Raw genomic sequence first — 21,239 nt, forward strand, 5'->3', positions numbered from 1 at the left:
ACCGCGGGGCGGCAGCCCCCGGAACACCCACAGCCGCGTACGACCGGAAGGGACATCCATGGGACACCTCGACGGAAAGGTCGCGGTCATCACCGGAGCCGGACAGGGGGTCGGACAGGGCATCGCCCTCGCCCTCGCCGCCGAGGGTGCCTCGGTCGCCGTCCTGGGGAGGACGGCGACCAAGCTGGAGGCGACCTGCGAGATGCTGCGCGCCAGGGGAGCGCGGGCCGAGCCGTTCGTCCTCGACGTGCTCGACACGGAACGGATCCCCGCCTGCGTGAACCAGGTCGCCGAGCGCTTCGGCGGCATCGACATCCTGGTGAACAACGCCTACACCGGATGCTACGGACCGCTCCTCACCCTGAGCGACAAGCAGTTCCAGAAGGGCTTCACCAGTGGCCCGTTCGCGGCCTTCGCCTTCATGAAGGCCGCCCATCCGTATCTGAAGCGGAACGGCGGGGTGATCATCAATCTGGTCACCTCGGCCATGGTGCGCTGGGACCTGAGCACCTACGGCGCCTATGCGGCCGCCAAGTCCGCCCTGCGCTCCCTGACCCGGGCAGCCGCCAACGAGTGGGGCCGTGACGGGATCCGGGTCAACGCGATCGCCCCGCACGCCGCGTCACCCGCCTATGCGGGATGGCAGGCCGCTCACCCCGAGGAGGCTGCCGAGTTCTGCGCCTCCATCCCGCTGGGCTACGTCGGCGACTGCGAGCAGGACATCGGGCGGGCCGTGGTGATGCTGTGCGGCCCGGACGCCCGCTATCTGACCGGCGCCACGGTGCCCCTCGACGGCGGCCAGGCCAACTTCGGCTGACGACGGGCGGAGGCGGCCCAGCTGCCGGACCGCCGCCACGACGCCGCGCCGCGGCCCCTCCGGCCGGCCCTTTTGTCCGGCCCCGCACAGTGATCCCGCAGGCCCTCCCAGTCAGCGGGATCAGCCGGTCCGGGACCCACCGCCCGCGATTAGCGTCACCACCGGCGCGGACGGAGCGGAGTCCGGGCACGGGCGACCGGCGACACGGCCAGCCCCCGCCCACACCCACGTGCCCCCGCCGGGCGCCACGACCACACAGGACACTCCGCGCATCCGCGCGACCCGTCTTCGTACCCACATCGGGAAACCCGTCCACCGGGTGAGAGGGACCGACGTTGCCACACCAGACGATTGCCGACCTGCTGCTCGCCCGAGCCGGGGACGACCACCCGGGCCTGCTGACCCGCGAACGGTCCTGGACCTGGGACGAGGTGGTCGCGGAGAGCGCGGCCCGCGCATCCTGGGCCACGGAGCTTCGTACCGAGGGGCCGTTCCACATCGGCGTACTTCTGGACAACGTGCCGGAGTTCATCTTCTGGCTGGGCGCCGCCGCCCTGTCGGGCGCGGCCGTCGTCGGCATCAACCCCACCCGGCGCGGCGTCGAACTCGAACGGGAAGTACGCCACACCGACTGCCAGCTGATCATCACCGACCGGGCGGGTCTCGACCTCCTGGACGGCCTGGACATCGGCGTGGACCGGGACCGGTTCCTCGTCGTCGACGAGCCGGACTACCCGAGCCGTCTCGCCGCCCAGTCCCGCCTGCCCGTGCCCGCCCCGGATGTCACCGCCGCCACCCGCATGCTGCTGCTCCTGACGTCGGGCACGACCGGCACGTCGAAGGCGGCGATCTGCTCGCAGGGCAGGCTCGCCGCGCTCGGTGCCGCCAACAGCGCCAAGTACGACATCACCCGCGAGGACACCTGCTACTGCCCGATGCCGCTGTTCCACGGCAACGCGCTGATGGCGCTGTGGGCACCGGCCCTCACCGTGGGCGCCACCATCGCCCTGCCCCGCTCGTTCTCCGCCTCCGGGTTCCTCCCGGACGTCCGCCACTTCGGAGCCACCTTCTTCACCTACGTCGGCAAGGCGATCGGCTACATCCTGGCCCGGCCCGAGACCGCCGACGACGCCGACAACCAGCTCACCCACGCCTTCGGGACCGAGGCATCGCCCGAGGACGCGGCGCGCTTCCTGAGCCGCTTCGGCTGCCGCCTCGTCGAGGGGTACGGCTCCAGCGAGGGCGCCGGCATGCTCAAGCGGACGCCCGAAGGGCCGGCGGCCGCCCTCGGTGTGCCCGCCCGGGACGGCGTCCGGATCGTCAACGCCACGACCCGGGAGACCTGCCCGCCCGCCGTGCTCGACTCCTACGGCCGGGTGGGCAACCCGGAGGAGGCCATCGGCGAGATCGTCGACACCGAGGGCGCCGCCCGCTTCGAGGGCTACTACAACAACGAGGCCGCCAACGCGGAACGCGTCCGCCACGGCTGGTACTGGACCGGCGACCTCGGCTACGTCGACCAGGACGGCTACTTCTACTTCGCGGGCCGCTCCGGCGACTGGATCCGCGTCGACGGCGAGAACATCTCCGCCCTGCTCACCGAACGCATCCTGCGCAGACACCCGGGCATCGTCGCCGCCGGTGTGTTCGGCGTTCCCGACCCGCGCTCCGGCGACCAGGTCATGGCCGCTCTGGAGATCGCGGAGGGCACCCGCTTCGAGGATCTGGACCTGCCCGGCTTCCTGGACCTCCAGGAGGACCTGGGCACCAAGGGCGCACCCCGCTACGTCCGTGTCTCGCACGCGCTGCCCACGACCGGCTCCAACAAGCTGCGCAAGAAGGAGATGCAGCTGGACGGCTGGCGCACGGACGACGTGGTGTACCGCTGGGCGGGCCGGGGCCGGCCGGCGTACGAGCGGATGACCGACGAGGACAAGGCCGCGCTGCGCGGCGAGTTCGTGGCCAACGGACGAGGGCGCTTCCTGCCCTGACCGGGGCCCGGCCCACCCGGCCGCGACAATCAAGGAGAACCACATGCAACTGCGCGAGAGTGCCGCGCACCGTGAGCTGCGACGGGAACTGCGGGCCTATTTCTCGGGCCTGATGCCCGAGGAGGAACGCCGTCGTGTCGGCGAGGAGGGCGTGGGCGGAGACCGCTTCCGCGAGGTCGTCAAACGGCTCGGCTCGGACGGCTGGCTGGGCATCGGGTGGCCCACCGAGTACGGCGGCCAGGGCCGGCCGGTCGAGGACCAGTACGTGTTCTTCGACGAGGTCCAGCGGGCGGGCCTGCCCTTCCCGTTCGTCACCGTCAACACCGTCGGCCCGACTCTCATGGCCTACGGCTCCGAGGAGCACAGGAAGCGCTTCCTGCCCGGCATCCTCTCCGGTGACATCGTGTTCGCGATCGGCTACACCGAGCCCGAGGCCGGCACCGACCTCGCTTCGCTGACCACCCGGGCGGTCCGGGACGGCGACGAGTTCGTCGTCGACGGCAGCAAGATCTTCACCAGCGGCGCCAACACGGCCGACTACGTGTGGCTCGCCGCCCGCACCGACCCGGACGTGCCCAAGCACAAGGGCATCTCCATCCTCATCGTGCCGACCACCGACGACGGTTTCTCCTGGAGCCCGATCCGGACGGTCGGTGGCATGGTCGTGACCGCGACCTACTACAGCGGGGTACGGGTCCCGGTCACCGATGTCGTGGGCGAGGTGGACGGCGGCTGGCGGCTGATCACCGCGCAGCTGAACCATGAACGCATCGGACTCGCCGCGTTCGGCGGCCGCATGTTCCAGCTGTGGGAACAGGTCCTCGCCTGGGCCAAGGAGAACGGAACGGCCGACATCCCCTGGGTGCGGCAGGAGTTCGCCCGTACCTACGCACGGCTCGAGGCGATGCGGCTGATGAACTGGAAGATGACCGCCGCCGTCGCCCGGAACACCCTGACCGGCGCCGACGCCGGAGCGGCCAAGGCGTACGGCACCGAGACCCACATCGACGTCCAGCGCGGACTGACCCAGATCCTCGGCGCCGCCGGGCGCATCCGGCCCGAGTCACCGGGCGCGGTGCTCGGCGGGCAGATCGAACAGCTCTCCCGGCAGGGCATCGTGAACACCTTCGGCGGCGGCGTCAACGAGATCCTGCGCGACATGGTCGCCACCCAGGGGCTCGGCCTGCCGCGTCAGGGGCGTGGCGCATGACGGGGAACGGCGGCCGTCCGGGGCCGCGGTACGAGGAGCGGCTCGCGGCCTTCGAAGGGCGCGAACTGCGCGCCCTCACACCGGCCCAGGACCCGGTCAACCAGCCGATGATCCGGCACTGGGCGGAGGCGATGGGCGACACCAACCCGGTGTACACCGACGCCGAAGCGGCCCGTGCCACCGGACGCGACGGGGTGGTCGCACCCGCGTCGATGGTCCAGGCGTGGACGATGCGCGGCTACGCGGCGACCGTCTCCCCGCCCCCGGGCGGAAGCGGCTTCGACGAACTGGTCGGCCTTCTCGACGAGGGCGGCTACACCTCCGTGGTGGCGACCGATTCGGAGTTCTCCTTCGTCCGCGAGCTGGAGCCGGGGGACCACATCGCCGTCCGCGAGGTCGTCGAGTCCATCTCGGCGGAGAAGCGGACCGGCCTCGGCACCGGACGGTTCGTCACCACCCTGAAGACGTACAGCGACCAGCACGGCGAGACCGTCGCCACCCAGCGCTGGCGCACGCTGAGGTTCCGCCCCGCGGAGAAGCGACCTGAGGCGGACGCGGCCCCCGCGACCGCCGAGGCCGCACCCGCGGCGCCGGCATCGGCCCAGGCTGCTCCCGCGGCCCCGGCTCTGCGCCCGCGCCCGGCCGTCAACCGTGACAACGCCTTCTTCTTCGAGGGCGCGAAGGAGCACCGGCTCCTCATCCAGCGCTGCACCGCGTGCTCGGCCCTGCGTCACCCCCCGGGGCCCTGCTGCCCCGCGTGCAACTCACTGGACTGGGACACCGTCGAGGCATCGGGCCGCGGTCGTGTGTACAGCTTCGTCGTGAACCACCACCCGCGGCATCCCGCCTTCGATTTCCCGATGGTCGTCGCGGTGGTCGAACTCGACGAGGGAACCCGCCTCATCACCAACCTGACCGGTGTCGCACCCGAGGACGTCGCGATCGACATGCCCGTGGTCCTCGACTGGCTCGACGCCGACCCCGATCTGACCCTGCCGGTGTTCCGGCCCGCCCCGACGGAGGCGCCCTGATGGATTTCTCCCTGGGAGAAGAGCTCGAAGCGGTCCGTGACCTGGCCCGGGAGATTCTCACCGACCGTGCCACGCCCGAGCGGCTGCGCGAGGTGGAGACCTCCCCGACCCGTGTCGACGAACGCCTGTGGGCCGATCTGGCGGCGGCCGGACTGCTCGCGGCCATGCTGCCGGAGCAGGACGGCGGCGCCGGACTCGGCATGGCCGGGCTCTGCGTCCTCCTGGAGGAGCAGGGCCGCCGCGTGGCGCCGGTGCCGCTGTGGCCGGCCCTGGTCGGCGCCCTCACCGTCGCCGCGCACGGCACCGACCGGCAAAGGACGGAGCTGCTGGCGGATCTCGCCTCCGGCACCGGCCGGGCGACCGTCGCCCTGGAGGAGTTCGGCCCCGTCGATCCGCTCACGCCGCGGACGACCGCGGTGGCGGACGGGTCACGATGGCTGCTGACCGGCACCAAGGCGGTCGTGCCCGCACCGGCCGGTGCCCGGCACGTCCTGGTGACGGCCACCACGACGACGGGACCCGGTCTGTTCCTGGTCGCCTCTGACGCCGCCGGGGTGACCTGGGAGCAGGCGGAGACCACCAGCCACGACCTGAGCGCCCATCTCACGCTCGATGGGGCACCGGGCGAGGCCGTCGGCGCACCGGGCGAGGGGGCCGTCGAGGAGCTCGTGCGGAACGCCTTCGTCGCGCTGGCCGCGGTCCAGGTCGGGGTGGCCGACGGCGCGCTGCGGTACGCGGCCGACCACCTGAGCGAGCGCCTCCAGTTCGGCCGCCCGCTCGCCACCTTCCAGGCCGTGCAGCACCAGCTCGCCGACTGCTACATCGACATCGACGCGATGCGGGTCACGCTGTGGCAGGCGGTGGACGCGCTGGCGGAACCGTTCGACGCGGAGGCCGCCGACCGTGCCGCGCTGGTGGCCAAGTGGTGGGCCACCGAAGGCGGTCTGAACACCGTCCACCGGGTCCAGCACCTCCACGGCGGCATCGGTGTCGACACCGACTACCCGGTGCACCGCCACTTCCTGTGGGGCAAGCAGATCTCCACCACCCTGGGCGGCGCGGGCGACGACCTCGCGCGCCTCGGCGCGGCGGTCGTGGACGGCGTGGTGGCCTCATGACGAAGCCGAGCACGCGGGGGCCGTCCGGCGCCGCCGCCCTCCCGGCCACCCGGGCGTACGACGAGGTGGCCGTCGGGGAGGTACTCCCCGACCTGTCCATCCCCGTGACACGCACCCTGATCGTCGCCACGGCGCTCGCCAGCCGCGACTACCAGGACGTGCACCACGACCCCGATCTCGCCAGGGAGCGGGGTTCGAAGGACATCTTCATGAACATTCTGACCAGCAACGGCCTGGTCGACCGGTACGTCACCGGCTGGGCCGGTCCGGCCGCCGTCGTCAAGGCCATCCGGATCCGTCTGGGTGCCCCCAACCACCCCGGCGACACGATGGTGCTCACCGGCACGGTGACGGCGAAGTCCGACGCGGACCGCTGCGTCGAGATCGCGGTCCGGGGCACCAACAGCCTGGGCGCCCATGTCGCCGGAACCGTGTCGGTGCGGTTGCCCGAGGAGGCACGATGAGTACCGTCGGCCCGCTGTCCGGGACCGCAGCCGTGGTCGGCATCGGCGCCACCGAGTTCTCCAAGAACTCCGGGCGCAGCGAACTCCAACTCGCCTGTGAGGCCGTGCTCGCGGCCCTCGCCGACGCGGGACTGAAGCCCGCCGACGTCGACGGGCTGGTCACCTTCACCGCGGAGACCAACTCCGAGATCCATGTGGCCCGCAACACCGGCATGGGCGACCTGACGTTCTTCTCCCGCATCGGCTACGGCGGCGGGGCGGGATGCGGCACGGTTCAGCAGGCGGCCATGGCCGTCGCGACCGGAGTGGCCGACGTGGTCGTCTGCTACCGGGCGTTCAACGAACGCTCCGGTGAGCGCTACGGACTGGGGCAGGCCGCCCGTCCCATGGACACCACCGCGGACCGGGCCGCCTACGCCTGGATGACCCCGTTCGGACTGAGCACCCCGGCCCAGTGGGTGGCCATGTTCGCCCGTCGGTACATGCACGAATACGGCGCCACCACGGACGACTTCGGCCGGGTCGCCGTGGTCGACCGCAAGCACGCCGCGAACAACCCGGCCGCCTGGTTCCACGGCCGCCCCATCACCCTGCAGGACCACCGTGAGTCCCGTTGGATCGCCGAGCCGCTGCGGCTGCTCGACTGCTGCCAGGAGACCGACGGCGGCCAGGCGTTGGTGATCGTCTCCGCCGAACGCGCCCGCGACCTGCCGCACCCGCCCGCGGTGATCCGGTCGGCCGCCCAGGGGCTCGGCGACGACCAGCACATGATGACCAGCTACTACCGGCCGACGATCACCGGGATCCCGGAAATGGGCCTGGTCGCACGGCAGTTGTACCGGCAGAGCGGCCTGGGGCCCGACGACGTCGACGCGGCGGTCCTCTACGACCACTTCACCCCGCTGGTCCTTCCCCAGCTGGAGGAACTGGGCTTCTGCAAGCCCGGCGAGGCGAAGGACTTCATCGCCGAAGGCCACCTGGAGGTCGGCGGCAGACTGCCGACCAACACCCACGGCGGACAGCTCGGCGAGGCGTATCTGCACGGCATGAACGGCATCGCGGAGGGCGTCCGGCTGATCCGCGGCACCTCCGTGAACCAGCCCGACCGCGCCGACCACGTGCTGGTCACCGCCGGCACCGGAGTGCCCACCAGCGGCCTGATCCTGGGAGTCGACCGATGACCGCTTCCCCGTGGCACGGCCGGGATCTCGGCACCCGTACCGTCTCCTGGACCGAGCGCGACGCGATCCTCTACGCGCTCGCGGTCGGCGCCCCGGCCGACCGGCTGGACCTGGTGTACGAGGAGCGCCTGCGGGTGCTGCCCACCTTTGCGCTGACCCTGGCTCAGTGGGCACCCGACGCGCTCGGCGCACTCGGTGCCTTCGACGTCACCACTGCCGTGCACGGCAGTCAACTCCTGGTGATGAAGAGGCCGTTGGAAGCCTCCGGCGAGCTGACGACTTCGGCGCGGGTCGCCGCGGTGTGGGACAAGGGCTCCGCCGCCGTCTTCGACGTGGAGGTGGACTGCGACCACTTCACGGCGACCTGGTCGATCTTCGCGCCGGGGTGCGGCGGCTTCGGCGGTGACCGCGGCCCGTCCGCCCCGCGCCGCCCGGACAGGCCGGCCGGGCACGAGGTGACGGTGCACACGCACTCCCGGCAGGCGGCCCTGTACCGGCTGCTCGGCGACCGGCACGCCATGCACATCGATCCCGAGGCGGCGAAGGCGGCAGGGATGCCCCGGCCGTTCCTGCACGGACTGTGCACACTCGCCGCGGTCCTGCTGCCGCTGGCCGACGGTCTCGGCGCGCACCCGGCCGATCTGGTGGAGCTGGAGGCCCGGTTCGCCGCTCCGGTGTTCCCCGGTGACCGGCTCGCCGTGCTCGGCTGGAGCGGCGCTGACGACACCGAAACCGAAGCCCACTTTGGTGGCCGGGGCGTCGAGGTGCGCTTCGAGACGTCCGCGGACGCCGACCGTACGGTGCTCGCAGGCGGCCGGGCGCGATTCGCCGCCACCGCACCGACCCGCAAGGAGAACAACGATGCTTGAACCCGCCCGGCGAGCCGAGGCCGCCGACGTGCTGTGGGCCGCACAGTGCGACCGGGCCCCGGTCGAACCGCTGACCGCCACCTTTCCGGGGATCGACGCGACCGACGCCTACGAGATCCAACTGATCAACATCCGAAGGCAGTTGGAGGAAGGGCGCACGGTCAGCGGCCACAAGGTGGGGCTGTCCTCGAAGGTCATGCAGCAGATGATGGGGGTGGACGAGCCCGACTACGGCCATCTGCTCTCGGACATGGTGCTGCCCGAGGGGACCCCCGTCTCGACGGACCGCTACTGCAGCCCCCGGATCGAGGTCGAGATCGGCTACGTCCTGGGCCGGAGCCTGCCCGGCGAGGGCTGCACGGCGGCGGACGTCCTCGCCGCCACCGAGTACATCGTTCCCAGCATCGAACTCATCGACAGCCGGATCGTGGACTGGCGGATCGGTCTCGCCGACACCATCGCCGACAACGCCTCGTCGGCCGGGGTGATCCTCGGCTCGGCCCGGGTGCGGCCGGCGGACCTGGACCCGGCCGACATCGCCGCCGTGCTGTACCGGGGCGGCGAGGAGATCGCCCGCGGCAACACCAGCGCGGTGCTGGGGGACCCGGCCGAGGCCGTCGCCTGGCTGGCCCGCAAGGTGGCGTCGTACGGGGTGCGTCTCGAGGCCGGGCATGTCGTCCTGCCGGGTTCGTGCACCCGCGCGGTGGACGCGCGGCCGGGGGACGAGTTCCGTGCGGAATTCGAGGGACTGGGTTCCGTCTCGGTCGGCTTCGTCCACTCAACGGGACAGCCCCCGAGCGAAGAATAGAATTGATACTAGTTTCGGCGGGAGGTGTACGCCAGAAGTACACCGGCGCAACCAACGGCCCGACGGAACAGGGGAAGAGACACATGAGCTCGACGAACACACTGGAGGGGCGTACCGCCGTCGTCACCGGTGCAGGAGCAGGTCTCGGCCGTGCCGAGGCGCTCGCACTGGCCGGCCTCGGTGCCAACGTCGTGGTCAACGACGTCGGCCCGGCGGCCGAGGACGTGGCCGGCGAGATCAGGGCCCTCGGCCTGGGGGCGGTGGCGGTCACCGGTGACGTCGGGGACTGGTCCCTGGGCGACCGCCTGGTGCAGGCCGCGGTGGAGAACTTCGGAAGCCTCGATGTCGTGGTCAACAACGCGGGCGTGCTGCGCGACAAGATGCTGTTCAACCTGACCGAGTCCGACTGGGACGACGTCATCCGGGTCCACCTCAAGGGGCACGCCGGTGTCTCCCGTGCCGCGGCCGTGCACTGGCGTGCGGCCAGCAAGGCGTCCGGCGGCCCCGTCTACGGTCGCGTGATCAACACCTCGTCCGAGGCCTTTCTGTTCGGCGCCCCGGGGCAGCCGAACTACTCCGCCGCCAAGGCGGGCATCACCGCGCTCACCCTGGCCACCGCGCAGGGCCTGGGCCGCTACGGTGTGCGGGCCAACGCGATCTGCCCGCGGGCCCGCACCGCGATGACGGCCGAAGCCTTCGGCGAGGGCGTCGGCGCACCGGGTGGCCTCGACATCATGGCTCCCGAGCGGGTCGGCACCCTGGTGGCCCATCTGGCCTCGCCGGCCGCGGACGAGATCAACGGGCAGGTCTTCGTCGTCTACGGCGACATGGTCGCCCTGCTCGCCCCGCCCACGGTGGAGAAGAAGTTCACCGCCGCGGACGGCACGTTCACCCCGGCGGAACTCGACGCCCAGCTGTCGCCGTACTTCAAGGGCCGTGACCCGTACCGGACCTACGCCGCCTACAGCGTCGCCGGACTCGACACGACCGGCACGCAGAAGTCCGCGCACTGACGGAATCGGAGGCCGGGCGTCGGCGGAAGCCGGCGCCCGGCCTCCGTGCGTTCAGCCCGCGTCGGTCTCGGGCGCGAGCAGCAGGTGGCAGGCGAGCCGCAGGTCGGCGTCGGCCTCCTTCGGGGTGATCCGCTCGTTGAGCTGGGTCTGCAGTACGCCGTACCAGAGCAGCATCAGCAGCCTCAGACGGGCGATCTGGCCCTCCGTGGGCTCCTTGACCCCCCAGGCGTCCAGCAGCAGATCGAGGAACCCGGTGTCGACGCGTTCCACGTCGGGGACGGTCGTGGAGCGGGCGGCGTTCGCCGACTGGATCATCGCGGTGGCGAGCGCGGGCCGGCGCAACAGATTGCGGGTCGCGCTGACCAGCGTCGCGAAGACGGCGTCCTCGGACGAGGAATGCGCCGCGCGGTCGGGCAGTCGCGCCCCGAACCCCTCGATCTGGTCGGCCATCACCGCCGTGAACAAATGCGTCTTCGACGGGAAGTACCGGTACAGGGTGCCGATTGCCACGCCCGCGGACTTGGCCACCTCATGCATCTGCACCCGTTCCAGCCCGGTCTCGGCGGCGATGTCCGCCGCCGCCCTCAGGATGCTCTGACGGCGTGCGTACTGCCGGGGCGAACTGGGCTCGGCCCCCGCCCTGGCCTCGGAGATTCTGGGCACGTTCTCCCTCAAGGCACTCGGTTCCGTCAACAGCCTCCGACAATACGCGGAGCCCGGCGCCGCGTCAGGTGGGATGCCCGAGACGTACCGGTCAGTGGGACTGTTCCCGTCCCCGCCGCCGCCCCCAGGGTCTGCTGAGCCGCACACCACCGAGCGACTCAGGAGGGGCAGGCAGCGATGCAGGACGACCGACAGGAATGGGACGCCACACACGAGGTGATCGTCGTGGGTTCCGGCGCGGGAGCACTGACCGGAGCCCTGATGGCCGCGGCGGACGGCCTGGACACCGTCGTACTGGAGCGAACGGAGCTGGTAGGCGGCACCTCCGCGTACTCCGGAGCCGCCTGCTGGCTGCCCGGCACCCAGGTGCAGGAACGAGCAGACCTCGACGACTCCACCGAAGCGGCCAGGAACTATCTGCGGGCCCTCCTCGGCGACGCCGAGGAGGAACGCCGGGAGGCCTTCCTGCGGCACGCGCCCGAGCTGGTCGCCCGCCTCGAACGCGACCCGGCCGTCCAGTTCCAGTGGCAGGCTTTCCCGGACTACGTCGCCGCACCCGGCCGGATGGACGCCGGGCGCTCCTTCATACCGCTCGACCTGCCGCAGGACGAGCTGGGGGACCTGCTGCCCCTGGTACGCCCGGCCGTCGACCGGGACCGTGCGGGCCAGGGCCATCCGGACGCCCCGCTCGCCCAGGGCCGCGCCCTGATCGGCCGCCTCCTGCTGGCCGCCGTACGCACCGGCAACGCGACGGTCCGCACCGAGCACCGTGTCACCGGTCTGATCACCGAGGACGGCCGCGTGACCGGGGTCGAGGCGCAGACGCCGCACGGCACGGTCAGGGTACGAGCCCGGCGCGGCGTGCTGCTGGCCGCGGGCGGATTCGAGGGCGACGACACCCTGCGCGCCGAGCACGGGGTGCCGGGCGGTGCGGCGTGGACCATGGCTCCGCGCGGAACCAACACCGGCGACCTGCTGCGCGCCGCCGTCGAGATCGGCGCCGCCACCGCTCTCCTGGACGAGGCCTGGTGGTGCCCGGGGACCGAACGCCCCGACGGTACGGCCGCGTTCACCCTCGGCCTGCGCGGCGGACTCGTCGTGGACGGCTCCGGGCGACGCTTCGCCAACGAGTCGCTGCCGTACGACCGCATGGGCCGTGCCATCGCCGCGGCCGGGGGAGCGCAGTCGCCCACGTACCTGATCTTCGACTCCCGCGAGGGCGGCGCACTGCCCGCCATCACGGTGCCTCCCGCCGACCCGGGGGAGAACCTGGCGGCCGGCACCTGGGTACGGGCCGACTCGCTGGACGAGCTCGCCGCCCTGATCGGGGTCCCGGCCGATGCCCTGTCGGACACCGTCGCCCGTTTCAACGGCTTTGCCGCCACCGGCACCGACGAGGACCACCACCGCGGCGAGGACCCCTACGACCGGTTCTTCGCCAACAGGAGGAACGCGGGCCCGAACCCCTGCCTGGTCCCCGTCGACCAGCCGCCCTACTACGCGGCGCGCCTGGTCCTGTCCGACCTCGGGACCAAGGGGGGCCTGCGCACGGACGTCCACGCGCGTGTCCTGGACACCGAGGGCCGTCCCGTCCCCGGGCTGTACGCCGCGGGCAACACCAGCGCGTCCTTCACGAGCCGCGTCTACCCGGGCCCCGGCGTCCCTCTCGGCACCGCCATGGTGGCCGCCTCCCTGGCCGTGGGCCACATGACAGAGGTGTCCGCCGACGACGGGCTCGTCCGTCAGCCCACCGCCTGACCCGTACCGCACCAGGCAACGTCTGCCCCGTCGGCAGACGTTGCCTGCCGCGGCACCGGCCGGGCACCGTCCCGACCAGTGGGATCCGTACGGGCGCGGCCCTCACCTGGCGATCTACGGTCACGGGACCGCCGCACGGTACGGGTGCCACCGAGCCCCGACCAGCACGGACAGAGAGGTGCTTGATGATCGACAAGAGTGTGTACGGGCCCTGGGCGGTCATCGCCGGCGGATCCGAGGGCGTCGGCTCCTCGTTCGCCCACCAGCTCGCGGACGCCGGGATCAACCTGGTCCTGATCGCCCGCAAGCCCGGTCCGCTGAACGAGACCGCCGAGGAACTGCGCGCCAAGGGCGTCGAGGTCCGTACCCTTGAACTCGATCTGCTCGACCCGGCGGCACTGTCGTCGGTCCGCGCGGTCACCGACGGTCTCGAAGTCGGCCTGCTGATCTTCAACGCGGGAGCCAACAGCTACGGCCACGAGTTCGTGACCGGCGACCTCGACCGCGTCCAGGGTGTACTGGACCTGAACATCACCGCACAGCTGGCCCTCACGCACCATTTCGGGGCGCTGATGAAGGAACGGCGACGCGGCGGCATCCTGTTGGTCGGCTCGCTCTCCGGGTACATGGGGCAGGCACAGATCAGCGTCTACTCGGCGGCCAAGGCCTTCGGCCGGGTCTTCGCCGAAGGCCTGTGGCTGGAGCTGCGGGAGTACGACGTACATGTCCTCGAACTCGTCCTCGGAGTGACCCGCACCCCGGCGATGGAGCGTGCCGGACTGCGCATGGACATCCCCGGCCTGCGGGTCGCCGAGCCGGACGACGTCGCCCGGGAGGGGCTGGAACATCTCGCCGACGGGCCCGTGTGGATCGCCGGAGGGAACGCCAGGACCGCCGAGAAGCGCAGCGGCTTCCCCCGCGCCGAACTGGTCCTGGGTGCGCACGAGGCGTCCAAGCGGCTGCTGCCCAAGCCCTCCTGACGAGGCAACGGGCCCAGGCCGTGTCTTCGGACCGCCGTCTGCCGTGCGACGCCGGACGACGGCGGTTCGAAGCGGCGGCCTAGGGCCTTTCGTTTGGATCAGGCCGGGCTCGCGTGCCCCGGCACCGCACCTCGCCGCGTTGTCGTCGGTCGCCATGGCTCCTTCCCCAAGCTCTCGGCTCCGCTCGAGCAGGGGAGACCCCATCTGGCTCCCTCCTCCGCTTTGCGATGCACGGCACCGGACCCCGCTCCCTGATCCAGCCTGATCCAAACGAAAGGCCCTCGTGCCCGACCACCACCAGAACCCCCGCGCAGGCAGTCCCCTCCCGGAGAGCAGATGAGCGAGACCGAGCACCCACTGACGATTCCCGCCGCCCTCGACCTCGTCGCGGGCGGCCGCCCCGACCGTGAGGCGGTCGTGGACGGCGATGTGCGGCTCACCTGGGCGCAGTTGCGCGACGAGGTGCGAGCGGCCGTGAAGTCGTTGATCGAGCTCGGCGTGCAACAGGGCGACCGGATCGCCGTCTGGGCACCCAACAGCCACCGCTGGTTGGTGGCCGCGCTCGCCACTGCGTCGGCCGGGGCGGTACTGGTACCCGTCAACACGCGCTACAAGGGTGACGAGGCGCGCTGGCTCCTGGAACGCAGCGCGGCGAGGCTGCTGTTCGTCGAGAACGGCTTCCTGGGCAAGGACTACCTGGCCATGCTGGGCGCGGGTGAGGGTCCCGGGACCGACGGGACGCCGGTGCCGGGACTGAACGGCCTGACCGGGGTGGTGACGCTGGACGGCGCCGAACACCGCTCCGCCCTCGCCTGGGACGACTTCCTCCGGCTCGGCGCGCACCTGCCGGACGCGCAGGCCATCGCCCGTGGTGCCGCCGTGCGCCCCGACGACCCCTCCGACCTGCTCTTCACCTCGGGCACGACCGGCCGGCCCAAGGGCGCCCTGACCACGCACCAGCAGAACCTCGCCACGTACCGGGCCTGGTCCGACCGGACCGGAGTCACCGGCGACGACCGCTACCTGATCATCAACCCGCTGTTCCACTGCTTCGGCTACAAGGCCGGTGTACTGGTGTGCCTGCTGCGGGGCGCCACGGCCGTGCTGCAACCGGTGTTCGACGTGGACCGGGCCCTGCGGGACATCGAGGCCGAACGGATCACCGTCCTGCCCGGACCGCCCACCATCTACACCGAGTTGCTGGACGCGCCCGGCAGGGACGGTTTCGACCTGTCGTCGCTGCGACTGGCGGTGACCGGTGCCGCCGTGGTGCCGGTCGCTCTCGTCCGGCGGATGCGGGCCGAACTGTTCCCCGAGGTGCTCACCGCATACGGCCTGACCGAGTGCTGCGGCACCGTCACCGCCTGCTCCGCGGACGACGACGCCGAGACCGTGGCCCTGACCGCGGGCCGCCCCATCGACGGCACCGAGCTGCTGGTGGCCGACGCCGACCGGCGTCCGCTGCCCGCCGGGCAGGACGGCGAGATCCTGGTCCGTGGCTACAACGTGATGCTCGGCTACCTGGACGACCCGGCCGCGAGCCAGGCGGCCATCGACGCGGACGGCTGGTTCGCCACCGGCGACGTGGGCCACCTCGACCCGCGCGGCAATCTGGTCATCACCGGCCGTTCCAAGGACATGTTCGTGGTCGGTGGATTCAACGTCTATCCGGCGGAGGTCGAACAGGTGCTCGCCGGACACGACGACGTTGCCGAGGCCGCCGTGGTCGGGTTCCCCGACGAACGGCTCGGAGAGGTCGCGCGCGCCTACGTGACGGCCCGCCCGGGAGCCGGACCCGACCCGGCCGGCCTGATCGGCTACTGCCGCGACCGGCTCGCCAACTTCAAGGTCCCCCGCGAGGTCGTCGTCCTGGGGGCACTCCCGCGCAACGCGGCCGGCAAGGTCGACAAGGCCGCGCTGCAGAACATCTGACGAACCGCGGCGCCTCGGGCGCCGCACGAACAACGGCTCGCAAGGGCCTGGAGGACGGACGATGGGCAATCAGGTTCTGGAGTCGGTACGCGCACTGCTGCCGGTCATCGAGAAGCGGGCCGTCGCCGTGGACGAGGCACGGCGCATACCGGAGTCCACGGTCCGGGAACTGGCCGAGGCCGGAGTGTTCCGGATGCTCCAGCCGACCCGTTACGGCGGTGCGGAGGCCGACCCGGTCGACTTCTACCAGGTGGTGCGCGAGATCTCCGCGGTCTGCTGCTCCACGGGCTGGGTGGCATCCGTCCTGGGCGTGCATCCCTGGCAGTTGGGCCTCTTCCCGCAACAGGCGCAGGACGACGTCTGGGGCGACACGCCGGACGCACGCATCTCCTCGTCGTACGCGCCGGTGGGCCGCCTCACCCCCGTCGACGGCGGCTACCGGCTCACCGGCCGGTGGAGCTTCTCCTCGGGCTGCGAGCACGCCACCTGGGCACTGCTCGGCGCTCTCGTCGTCGGCGCGCAGGGCCGGCCGGTGGACTTCCTCACCGTTCTGGTGCCCCGGTCCGACTACACGATCGAGGACATGTGGGACGTGGTGGGCCTGCGCGGCACCGCCAGCAACGACATCATCGTGGAATCGGCGTTCGTGCCGAGCCACCGGGTGCTGCGCAACTACGAGCAGGCCCAGCTCAAGGGACCGGGCCAGGAGATCAACCAGGGGCCGCTGTACCGGCTGCCGTTCGGCGCGATCCTCACGAGTGCCATCACGGCCCCCGTGATCGGCGCGGTGTCGGGCGGCTACGACTCGTACCTCTCGCTGATGAAGGAGCGGGTGCGGCTCAGCCTGGGCGGCGGCAGGTTCACCGAGGACCCGTTCGCCCAGGTCGCCATCGGGCGCGCGGCCTCCGACATCGACGCGACGATCCTGCAGATGGACCGGAACCTGAACGAGCTCTCCCGACTCGCCGCAGCAGGGGAGGAGATCCCCATGGAACTGAGACTGCGCACCCGGCGGGACCAGGTCCGGGGCACCGAACGGGCCGTCGCGGCGATCGACCTGCTCTTCAAGACCGCCGGCGGCAACGCGCTGCGGCGCGGCAACCCCATCGAGCGCGCCTGGCGGGACGCCCACGCCGGCAGCGTCCACGTGGCCAACGACGTGGAACGGGCCCTCGCCATGTACGGCCGCGGGGCCTTCGGCCTGGCCGTCGAGGACAACCTGGTCTGAGCCGCGCCGCCCCGTGGGGCGGGCATGCCGGGGGCGCGAGCCGTCGCGCCCCCGGAGGCCGAAGCCCGGTGACGGAACCGGGTCCAGGCCGGTCAGCTGCGCCCGGAAGCCTTGCCGCACTGTCTGTTCGAGGTCGTTCCGGCGGCAGCTGATGGCCCCGATGTCCTAGCCCTGACCCACAGTGCAAAGTGACCGTGATGGTGGTGCCGTGGGTGCTGGGAGCGTGAGGTCGGGCCCGGCGTGGAGGCCGGGCCTACGAACGTGGGCGACGTATGTCGCACGGTTCTCCGCGGTGATTGCTGGCCGAGCTCTGCGGTGAGGTGGCCGACTGAAAGACGGCTGGCAGCCGTCTGCCGCGTAGGACAGCGGGCTGCATGGCTCAGATGTCGTCGAACGACAACTGGTCCGGGCTGTCCCAGCCAGTCTTCTCGACACACGTGAGGCACGTAGAGGCCCGCATTTCCGGAGTGATGGGCATCCACCGGCTCTCGACCGAATGGCCTCCCGGGAAGCACACGCGTGTTCTCACGACGGAACGGCCGCTCAGCCCGCTATACCGGCACCAGAAGTGGCCGTCCGTAACACCGCACCACTTCAGCGATTGAAAGGGCTCAAGCGTCCACGGGAGTTCGCCTACCTTGTCGTACCCGTATGCCGAGACGTTTTGGCCGTCCTCCATGACCAGCTCGTGTGTGCGCCCTCCCCTCCATACTCGTCGGTGGTTTGTCAGTTGCCAGAGAGCCGTGCGGCTGAAGTACGAATGGGACGCCTGGACTTCGATGGCCACGATCTTGGTGGGGGACTCACTCAAGTTGCGCAGTCTCAGTTCGAACTGTGGCCGCGCCAACTCATGCTCCCCGCGGTATTCACCGAGCATGGTGCACGATGCCCTCAGCTTCGCTTTTGGCCTCTTCCTTCGATAATTGGCGTAGCTCACTGCCATGTTGCACGCAGTCCCCAGTGCGCTCGCGGCGGCGATCACCCGTGCCACGTCGTCGGCCATGCCTCCCCCTGTCTGCTCGCTACATGGAGTCCGTCACCACAGCTTTCGTCCGATAGCGGGCTCAGCAAACTGAACTTGAGTTGTTGTTGAGGTAGCGGCCGCGGTCCTCGGGTCGGATCAGCACGTGGTCACAGCTCCCCGACTTCGAATTGCTGGGGACGGCTCCGGCACGTAGTTCGCGAAGGTCAGGGATGCGGTTGTGGAGAGTGCTTGGGGGAGACGCCCAACAGCCTGGCGATCGAGGTGATGGAGCGGGCCGGGTCGGGCAGGAGGTTGCGCGCGGCCTTGACGACCTCCTCGGTGACGACGGTGGGGCGTCCGGCGACCCGGCTGCGGGCGGCGGCCAGGCCCTCGTTGGTGCCGATGACGATGAGTTCACGGACTGCTGTTCGAGCTTCTGCCCGCCGGTCGACACCCGGCTTACCCGATTTTTGGAGGACCACTCCCGGCGCATGAACGCTCCCACCCCTCCGCTGCCGAATCGTTCGGCCTCACGAACGGGCCGGGCGGAAGGCAACGGGGCGGGCAGAGCGTCGATGGCTACTCTGCACCGTGGGTCAGAGAGAGGCGCCGAGGGATCAGGCTCTGGTTCATGAGTCACCGTCGATGGACGCGCACTCATCTGCCGACGGGGACCGGCGGCTCTACAGCCGCGCCGCAAGTGATACGTCACACCACGATGCTCTCGGTGGACAAGAGATCAAGCGCCTGCAAAGGCCCTGACAGCACGACATCTGCGTGCTCCGCCTGGTCGCACAGGTGCCCCCAGGCCGCAGCGGCACCGCGGCTGCCAGCTGCTGCTGCGGCCCGTAGATCGAGCGGCGAGTCCCCGATGTAGGCCACGTGTACGGGATCGGTGCCAAGTTCCGCCGCGGTCAGGAGGATTCCGTCCGGCGCCGGCTTGGGACGTGACACATGGTCGCCGCCGATGAGCACGTCGGCATGCAAGCCCGCAGACCTCAGCAGCGCCTCGGCCGCTCGGGAACTGTTCCCGGTGAACACTGCAACAGCCCGACCCCTGGCTCGCAGGGCGGCGAACACGTCAGCCACCCCGGGATACGGGGCCACTTCGACGCCCGCGAGCTCCAGGTAGTACACCTCGGTCTCCGACCCTTCCAGAGGCCGACCGACCAAGTGCTCCAAGATGACTTCCGGCGTGCCGCGCCAGTACGCGCCGACGACGTCGTTCGCGTCGATGACGGGGCCACCCAGCGTACGCACCGAACGAACAAACGCAGCAGGCACGACGGTCGTGGTGTCGAGCAATGTGCCGTCCATGTCCCAGATGAGTTCTTCGACAGTCATGCCCAGATCCTCGATCAGCCCGAGACGCTGATCAAGGCTCCTGTGTGTACCGAACACTCAAGCCCCGTTCATTCTGGTCAGCTGGGCCAGCCCGCCGACGCGCAGGATCCACGCATGGCCTGCGGCCACCGCGCGATCCTCAGGAGTTCGCATACCCCCGGGATCACGCGGTGGCCGTACCCGTTTCCGGCCGGGACCGCCACACGATGGCGAAGTCGGACCGGAGTGCTAGACCGTGGACGCCTGGACCGTCCAGGTCAGACTCTCGGTGGCCGTGGCGAGGATCTTCGGGTCGCGGATCGAGGCGGTGCCGTCCACCGACTTGGCCGTGACGGTGTGGGTCTTGCCGTCAGCCGTGGCGCCCAGCGAGGCGGGGGTGACGCTGGTGAGGTTCAGTGCCGCGGACACCTCGACGCCGTCGAGGTACCAGTGCAGCTCCGGCGCGGCCAGCCCGGTGAGCTGGGCCTGGGAGACCGTGATGGTGCTGGTCCTGGGGACTGAGGTGCTCGTGCTGACGCCGCTGCTCAGCGCGTTGGCCTCGCGGTAGAAGCCGGCGATCATGGCCTCACGGCCGGGCAGGTTGAACTCGGTGATGTTCAGGGCCCGCATGATGGAGTTGGAGGAGGGGCGGTAGATCCCGGAGGGGTAGTAGCTGCTGCCCTGGTATGTGCCGACGGTGCCGCCCGTGGGGTCGGTCTCGCCGAGCCAGCGGTACCACTTGGTCTTCTTGCTGGTCAGCTGAGCCGCGGTGTAGATGGTGGAGTTGGCTTGCGTGGGCTCGCTGCCCCGATAGGTGCCGTAGCTGTCGTAGGTGTACTCGTCCGCCAGCAGGCCCACAGAGTGGGCGATCTCGTGGCTGGCGATCATGCTCGACTGTGCGTTGTCCGAGGAGAGGGTCGAGACACCGTCGAACGAGTACCCCTGCGCCTCCAGGCCCGAGTAGCCGGCGCCGCCGTACTTGGTGGAGTTGGCGATGACGACGACCAGGTCGGCCGCGGGGGCCTTGGCGGCGTAGGAGGCGACCTTCTTGATGTCGGCGCAGACCAGACGCTCGGTGGACGAGCACCAGAAGTAGGTGCCGAGCGCGGTGTTCTTGGTGACGCTGGCGGTGGGGTCGCCGCTGATGCCGGAGTCGGTGGACACGGCGTCGACGGTCCACACGTTCATCAGGCCCTTGTAGCTCGCGTAGGGCTCGATCTTGGTGATGTCGGCCCACTTCGCGGCGGCCGCGGTGTGGAAGGCGTCCTGCTGGTCGGCGGTGTAGCCGTCGCCGACGATCACCACGTCGAGCCGGTCGGCGGTAGAGCCGGTGACGGCCAACTGTCCGACCTGGCCGTCCGTGGACGCCGCGGCGGTTGCCACGCTCCGGGCAGCGGAACTTCCGGTCACCGTCTCGGTGCTGGCCGGAACCTCGGTCCGCCGGCCCTCGCCGCCGGGCTCCGGGAAGTACTCGACGGAGACGCGCTGCTCCTGGGTGGGCTCCGGGTTCGCGGCGACCGCGGGAGCGGCGAGGGCCGCCCCCAGCAGGGCCGTGAGTGCGAGGCTCACGGATATGGCGGCGGTTCTGGGTGTGCGCATGTCAATCCTCACTCTGGTTTCCAGCACGAAGGTGAAGTAAAGCGGAAACGTAAGTGCACTTAATCTGTCGCCCAACATGGGCTGGGCGAAACCATATTGGCGAAAGTTGCACAGGTCCAGGGGTGGGTGGGGCGCGGCCCGGCGAGTTTCGCGACGGCTGCCGCAGGCGCCACCGGGCCCCCGGGCCCTCGGGCCTCGCCATGGGCCGGCCGTCTCGACCTCGTCTTCAACCCACCGGCCGTGACTGTGGCCAGGTCGCTGTGCTGGTCCATCTGGCGCAGATGTCGCCA

At 70.8% G+C, this 21,239-nt stretch carries 19 protein-coding genes; 14 read left to right on the forward strand and 5 right to left on the reverse strand.

Annotation, left to right across the window (positions count from 1 at the left end; all coding sequences use genetic code 11):
• Positions 1-58 precede the first annotated feature (58 nt).
• From AB0L71_RS09825 to AB0L71_RS09870, 10 genes are all read left to right on the forward strand, one after another.
• On the forward strand, positions 59-817 hold the full coding sequence (locus AB0L71_RS09825) for an SDR family oxidoreductase (RefSeq protein WP_365240230.1): 759 nt from the start codon (positions 59-61) through the stop codon (positions 815-817).
• Positions 818-1,152: 335 nt separating this feature from the next.
• Positions 1,153-2,808, forward strand: coding sequence for an AMP-binding protein (locus AB0L71_RS09830; RefSeq protein WP_365240232.1), 1,656 nt, complete (start codon positions 1,153-1,155; stop codon positions 2,806-2,808).
• A 43-nt stretch (positions 2,809-2,851) separates the two neighbouring features.
• Complete coding sequence (locus AB0L71_RS09835; protein WP_365240234.1) at positions 2,852-4,018, forward strand: acyl-CoA dehydrogenase family protein; 1,167 nt, start codon at positions 2,852-2,854, stop codon at positions 4,016-4,018.
• Positions 4,015-5,049, forward strand: a complete 1,035-nt coding sequence (locus AB0L71_RS09840; protein WP_365240236.1) for a MaoC family dehydratase N-terminal domain-containing protein — start codon at positions 4,015-4,017, stop codon at positions 5,047-5,049. The genes AB0L71_RS09835 and AB0L71_RS09840 overlap by 4 nt, the downstream gene beginning before the upstream one ends.
• Positions 5,049-6,167 (forward strand): acyl-CoA dehydrogenase, encoded by a 1,119-nt coding sequence (locus AB0L71_RS09845; protein ID WP_365240239.1) that lies wholly within the window; start codon positions 5,049-5,051, stop codon positions 6,165-6,167. Before AB0L71_RS09840 ends, AB0L71_RS09845 begins: the two co-directional genes overlap by 1 nt.
• Positions 6,164-6,631 (forward strand): MaoC family dehydratase, encoded by a 468-nt coding sequence (locus AB0L71_RS09850; RefSeq protein WP_365240241.1) that lies wholly within the window; start codon positions 6,164-6,166, stop codon positions 6,629-6,631. The genes AB0L71_RS09845 and AB0L71_RS09850 overlap by 4 nt, the downstream gene beginning before the upstream one ends.
• Positions 6,628-7,812 carry a lipid-transfer protein gene (locus tag AB0L71_RS09855; protein WP_365240243.1) on the forward strand — a complete coding sequence of 395 codons (1,185 nt, stop codon included), beginning with the start codon at positions 6,628-6,630 and terminating at the stop codon, positions 7,810-7,812. Before AB0L71_RS09850 ends, AB0L71_RS09855 begins: the two co-directional genes overlap by 4 nt.
• Positions 7,809-8,681, forward strand: a complete 873-nt coding sequence (locus tag AB0L71_RS09860; RefSeq protein ID WP_365240244.1) for a MaoC/PaaZ C-terminal domain-containing protein — start codon at positions 7,809-7,811, stop codon at positions 8,679-8,681. The genes AB0L71_RS09855 and AB0L71_RS09860 overlap by 4 nt, the downstream gene beginning before the upstream one ends.
• Positions 8,674-9,489, forward strand: a complete 816-nt coding sequence (locus AB0L71_RS09865; protein ID WP_365240246.1) for a 2-keto-4-pentenoate hydratase — start codon at positions 8,674-8,676, stop codon at positions 9,487-9,489. Before AB0L71_RS09860 ends, AB0L71_RS09865 begins: the two co-directional genes overlap by 8 nt.
• 83 nt (positions 9,490-9,572) lie before the next feature.
• On the forward strand, positions 9,573-10,502 hold the full coding sequence (locus tag AB0L71_RS09870) for a 3-oxoacyl-ACP reductase (RefSeq protein ID WP_365240248.1): 930 nt from the start codon (positions 9,573-9,575) through the stop codon (positions 10,500-10,502).
• Positions 10,503-10,553: 51 nt separating this feature from the next.
• Here the strand turns inward: AB0L71_RS09870 and AB0L71_RS09875 are convergent, their stop codons facing one another.
• Complete coding sequence (locus AB0L71_RS09875) at positions 10,554-11,165, reverse strand: TetR family transcriptional regulator (protein WP_365240251.1); 612 nt, start codon at positions 11,163-11,165, stop codon at positions 10,554-10,556.
• A 177-nt stretch (positions 11,166-11,342) separates the two neighbouring features.
• On the opposite strand from AB0L71_RS09875, the gene AB0L71_RS09880 reads away from it, so the two are divergent.
• From AB0L71_RS09880 to hsaA, 4 genes are all read left to right on the forward strand, one after another.
• Positions 11,343-12,923, forward strand: a complete 1,581-nt coding sequence (locus AB0L71_RS09880) for an FAD-dependent oxidoreductase (RefSeq protein ID WP_365240253.1) — start codon at positions 11,343-11,345, stop codon at positions 12,921-12,923.
• A gap of 185 nt (positions 12,924-13,108) precedes the next feature.
• Positions 13,109-13,903 (forward strand): SDR family NAD(P)-dependent oxidoreductase, encoded by a 795-nt coding sequence (locus AB0L71_RS09885; RefSeq protein WP_365240255.1) that lies wholly within the window; start codon positions 13,109-13,111, stop codon positions 13,901-13,903.
• 336 nt (positions 13,904-14,239) lie between these two features.
• Complete coding sequence (locus AB0L71_RS09890) at positions 14,240-15,835, forward strand: FadD3 family acyl-CoA ligase (RefSeq protein ID WP_365240257.1); 1,596 nt, start codon at positions 14,240-14,242, stop codon at positions 15,833-15,835.
• Positions 15,836-15,896: 61 nt separating this feature from the next.
• Positions 15,897-17,063 carry a 3-hydroxy-9,10-secoandrosta-1,3,5(10)-triene-9,17-dione monooxygenase oxygenase subunit gene (gene hsaA / locus AB0L71_RS09895; RefSeq protein ID WP_365240259.1) on the forward strand — a complete coding sequence of 389 codons (1,167 nt, stop codon included), beginning with the start codon at positions 15,897-15,899 and terminating at the stop codon, positions 17,061-17,063.
• Between the two features lie 379 nt (positions 17,064-17,442).
• On the opposite strand, the gene AB0L71_RS09900 is transcribed toward hsaA, so the two are convergent.
• The 4 genes from AB0L71_RS09900 to AB0L71_RS09915 form a co-directional block, all read right to left on the reverse strand.
• Positions 17,443-18,066: a hypothetical protein gene (locus AB0L71_RS09900; protein ID WP_365240261.1), complete on the reverse strand. Its 624-nt coding sequence runs from the start codon at positions 18,064-18,066 to the stop codon at positions 17,443-17,445.
• Between the two features lie 185 nt (positions 18,067-18,251).
• Positions 18,252-18,509, reverse strand: a complete 258-nt coding sequence (locus AB0L71_RS09905; RefSeq protein WP_365240264.1) for a hypothetical protein — start codon at positions 18,507-18,509, stop codon at positions 18,252-18,254.
• A 226-nt stretch (positions 18,510-18,735) separates the two neighbouring features.
• Positions 18,736-19,371, reverse strand: a complete 636-nt coding sequence (locus AB0L71_RS09910) for an HAD family hydrolase (protein ID WP_365240266.1) — start codon at positions 19,369-19,371, stop codon at positions 18,736-18,738.
• A 228-nt stretch (positions 19,372-19,599) separates the two neighbouring features.
• On the reverse strand, positions 19,600-20,949 hold the full coding sequence (locus tag AB0L71_RS09915; protein WP_365240268.1) for a M64 family metallopeptidase: 1,350 nt from the start codon (positions 20,947-20,949) through the stop codon (positions 19,600-19,602).
• Positions 20,950-21,239 lie beyond the last annotated feature (290 nt).

Origin of the sequence: Streptomyces sp. NPDC052052 (assembly GCF_040680455.1) — a bacterium.
Lineage (GTDB): Bacteria > Actinomycetota > Actinomycetes > Streptomycetales > Streptomycetaceae > Streptomyces.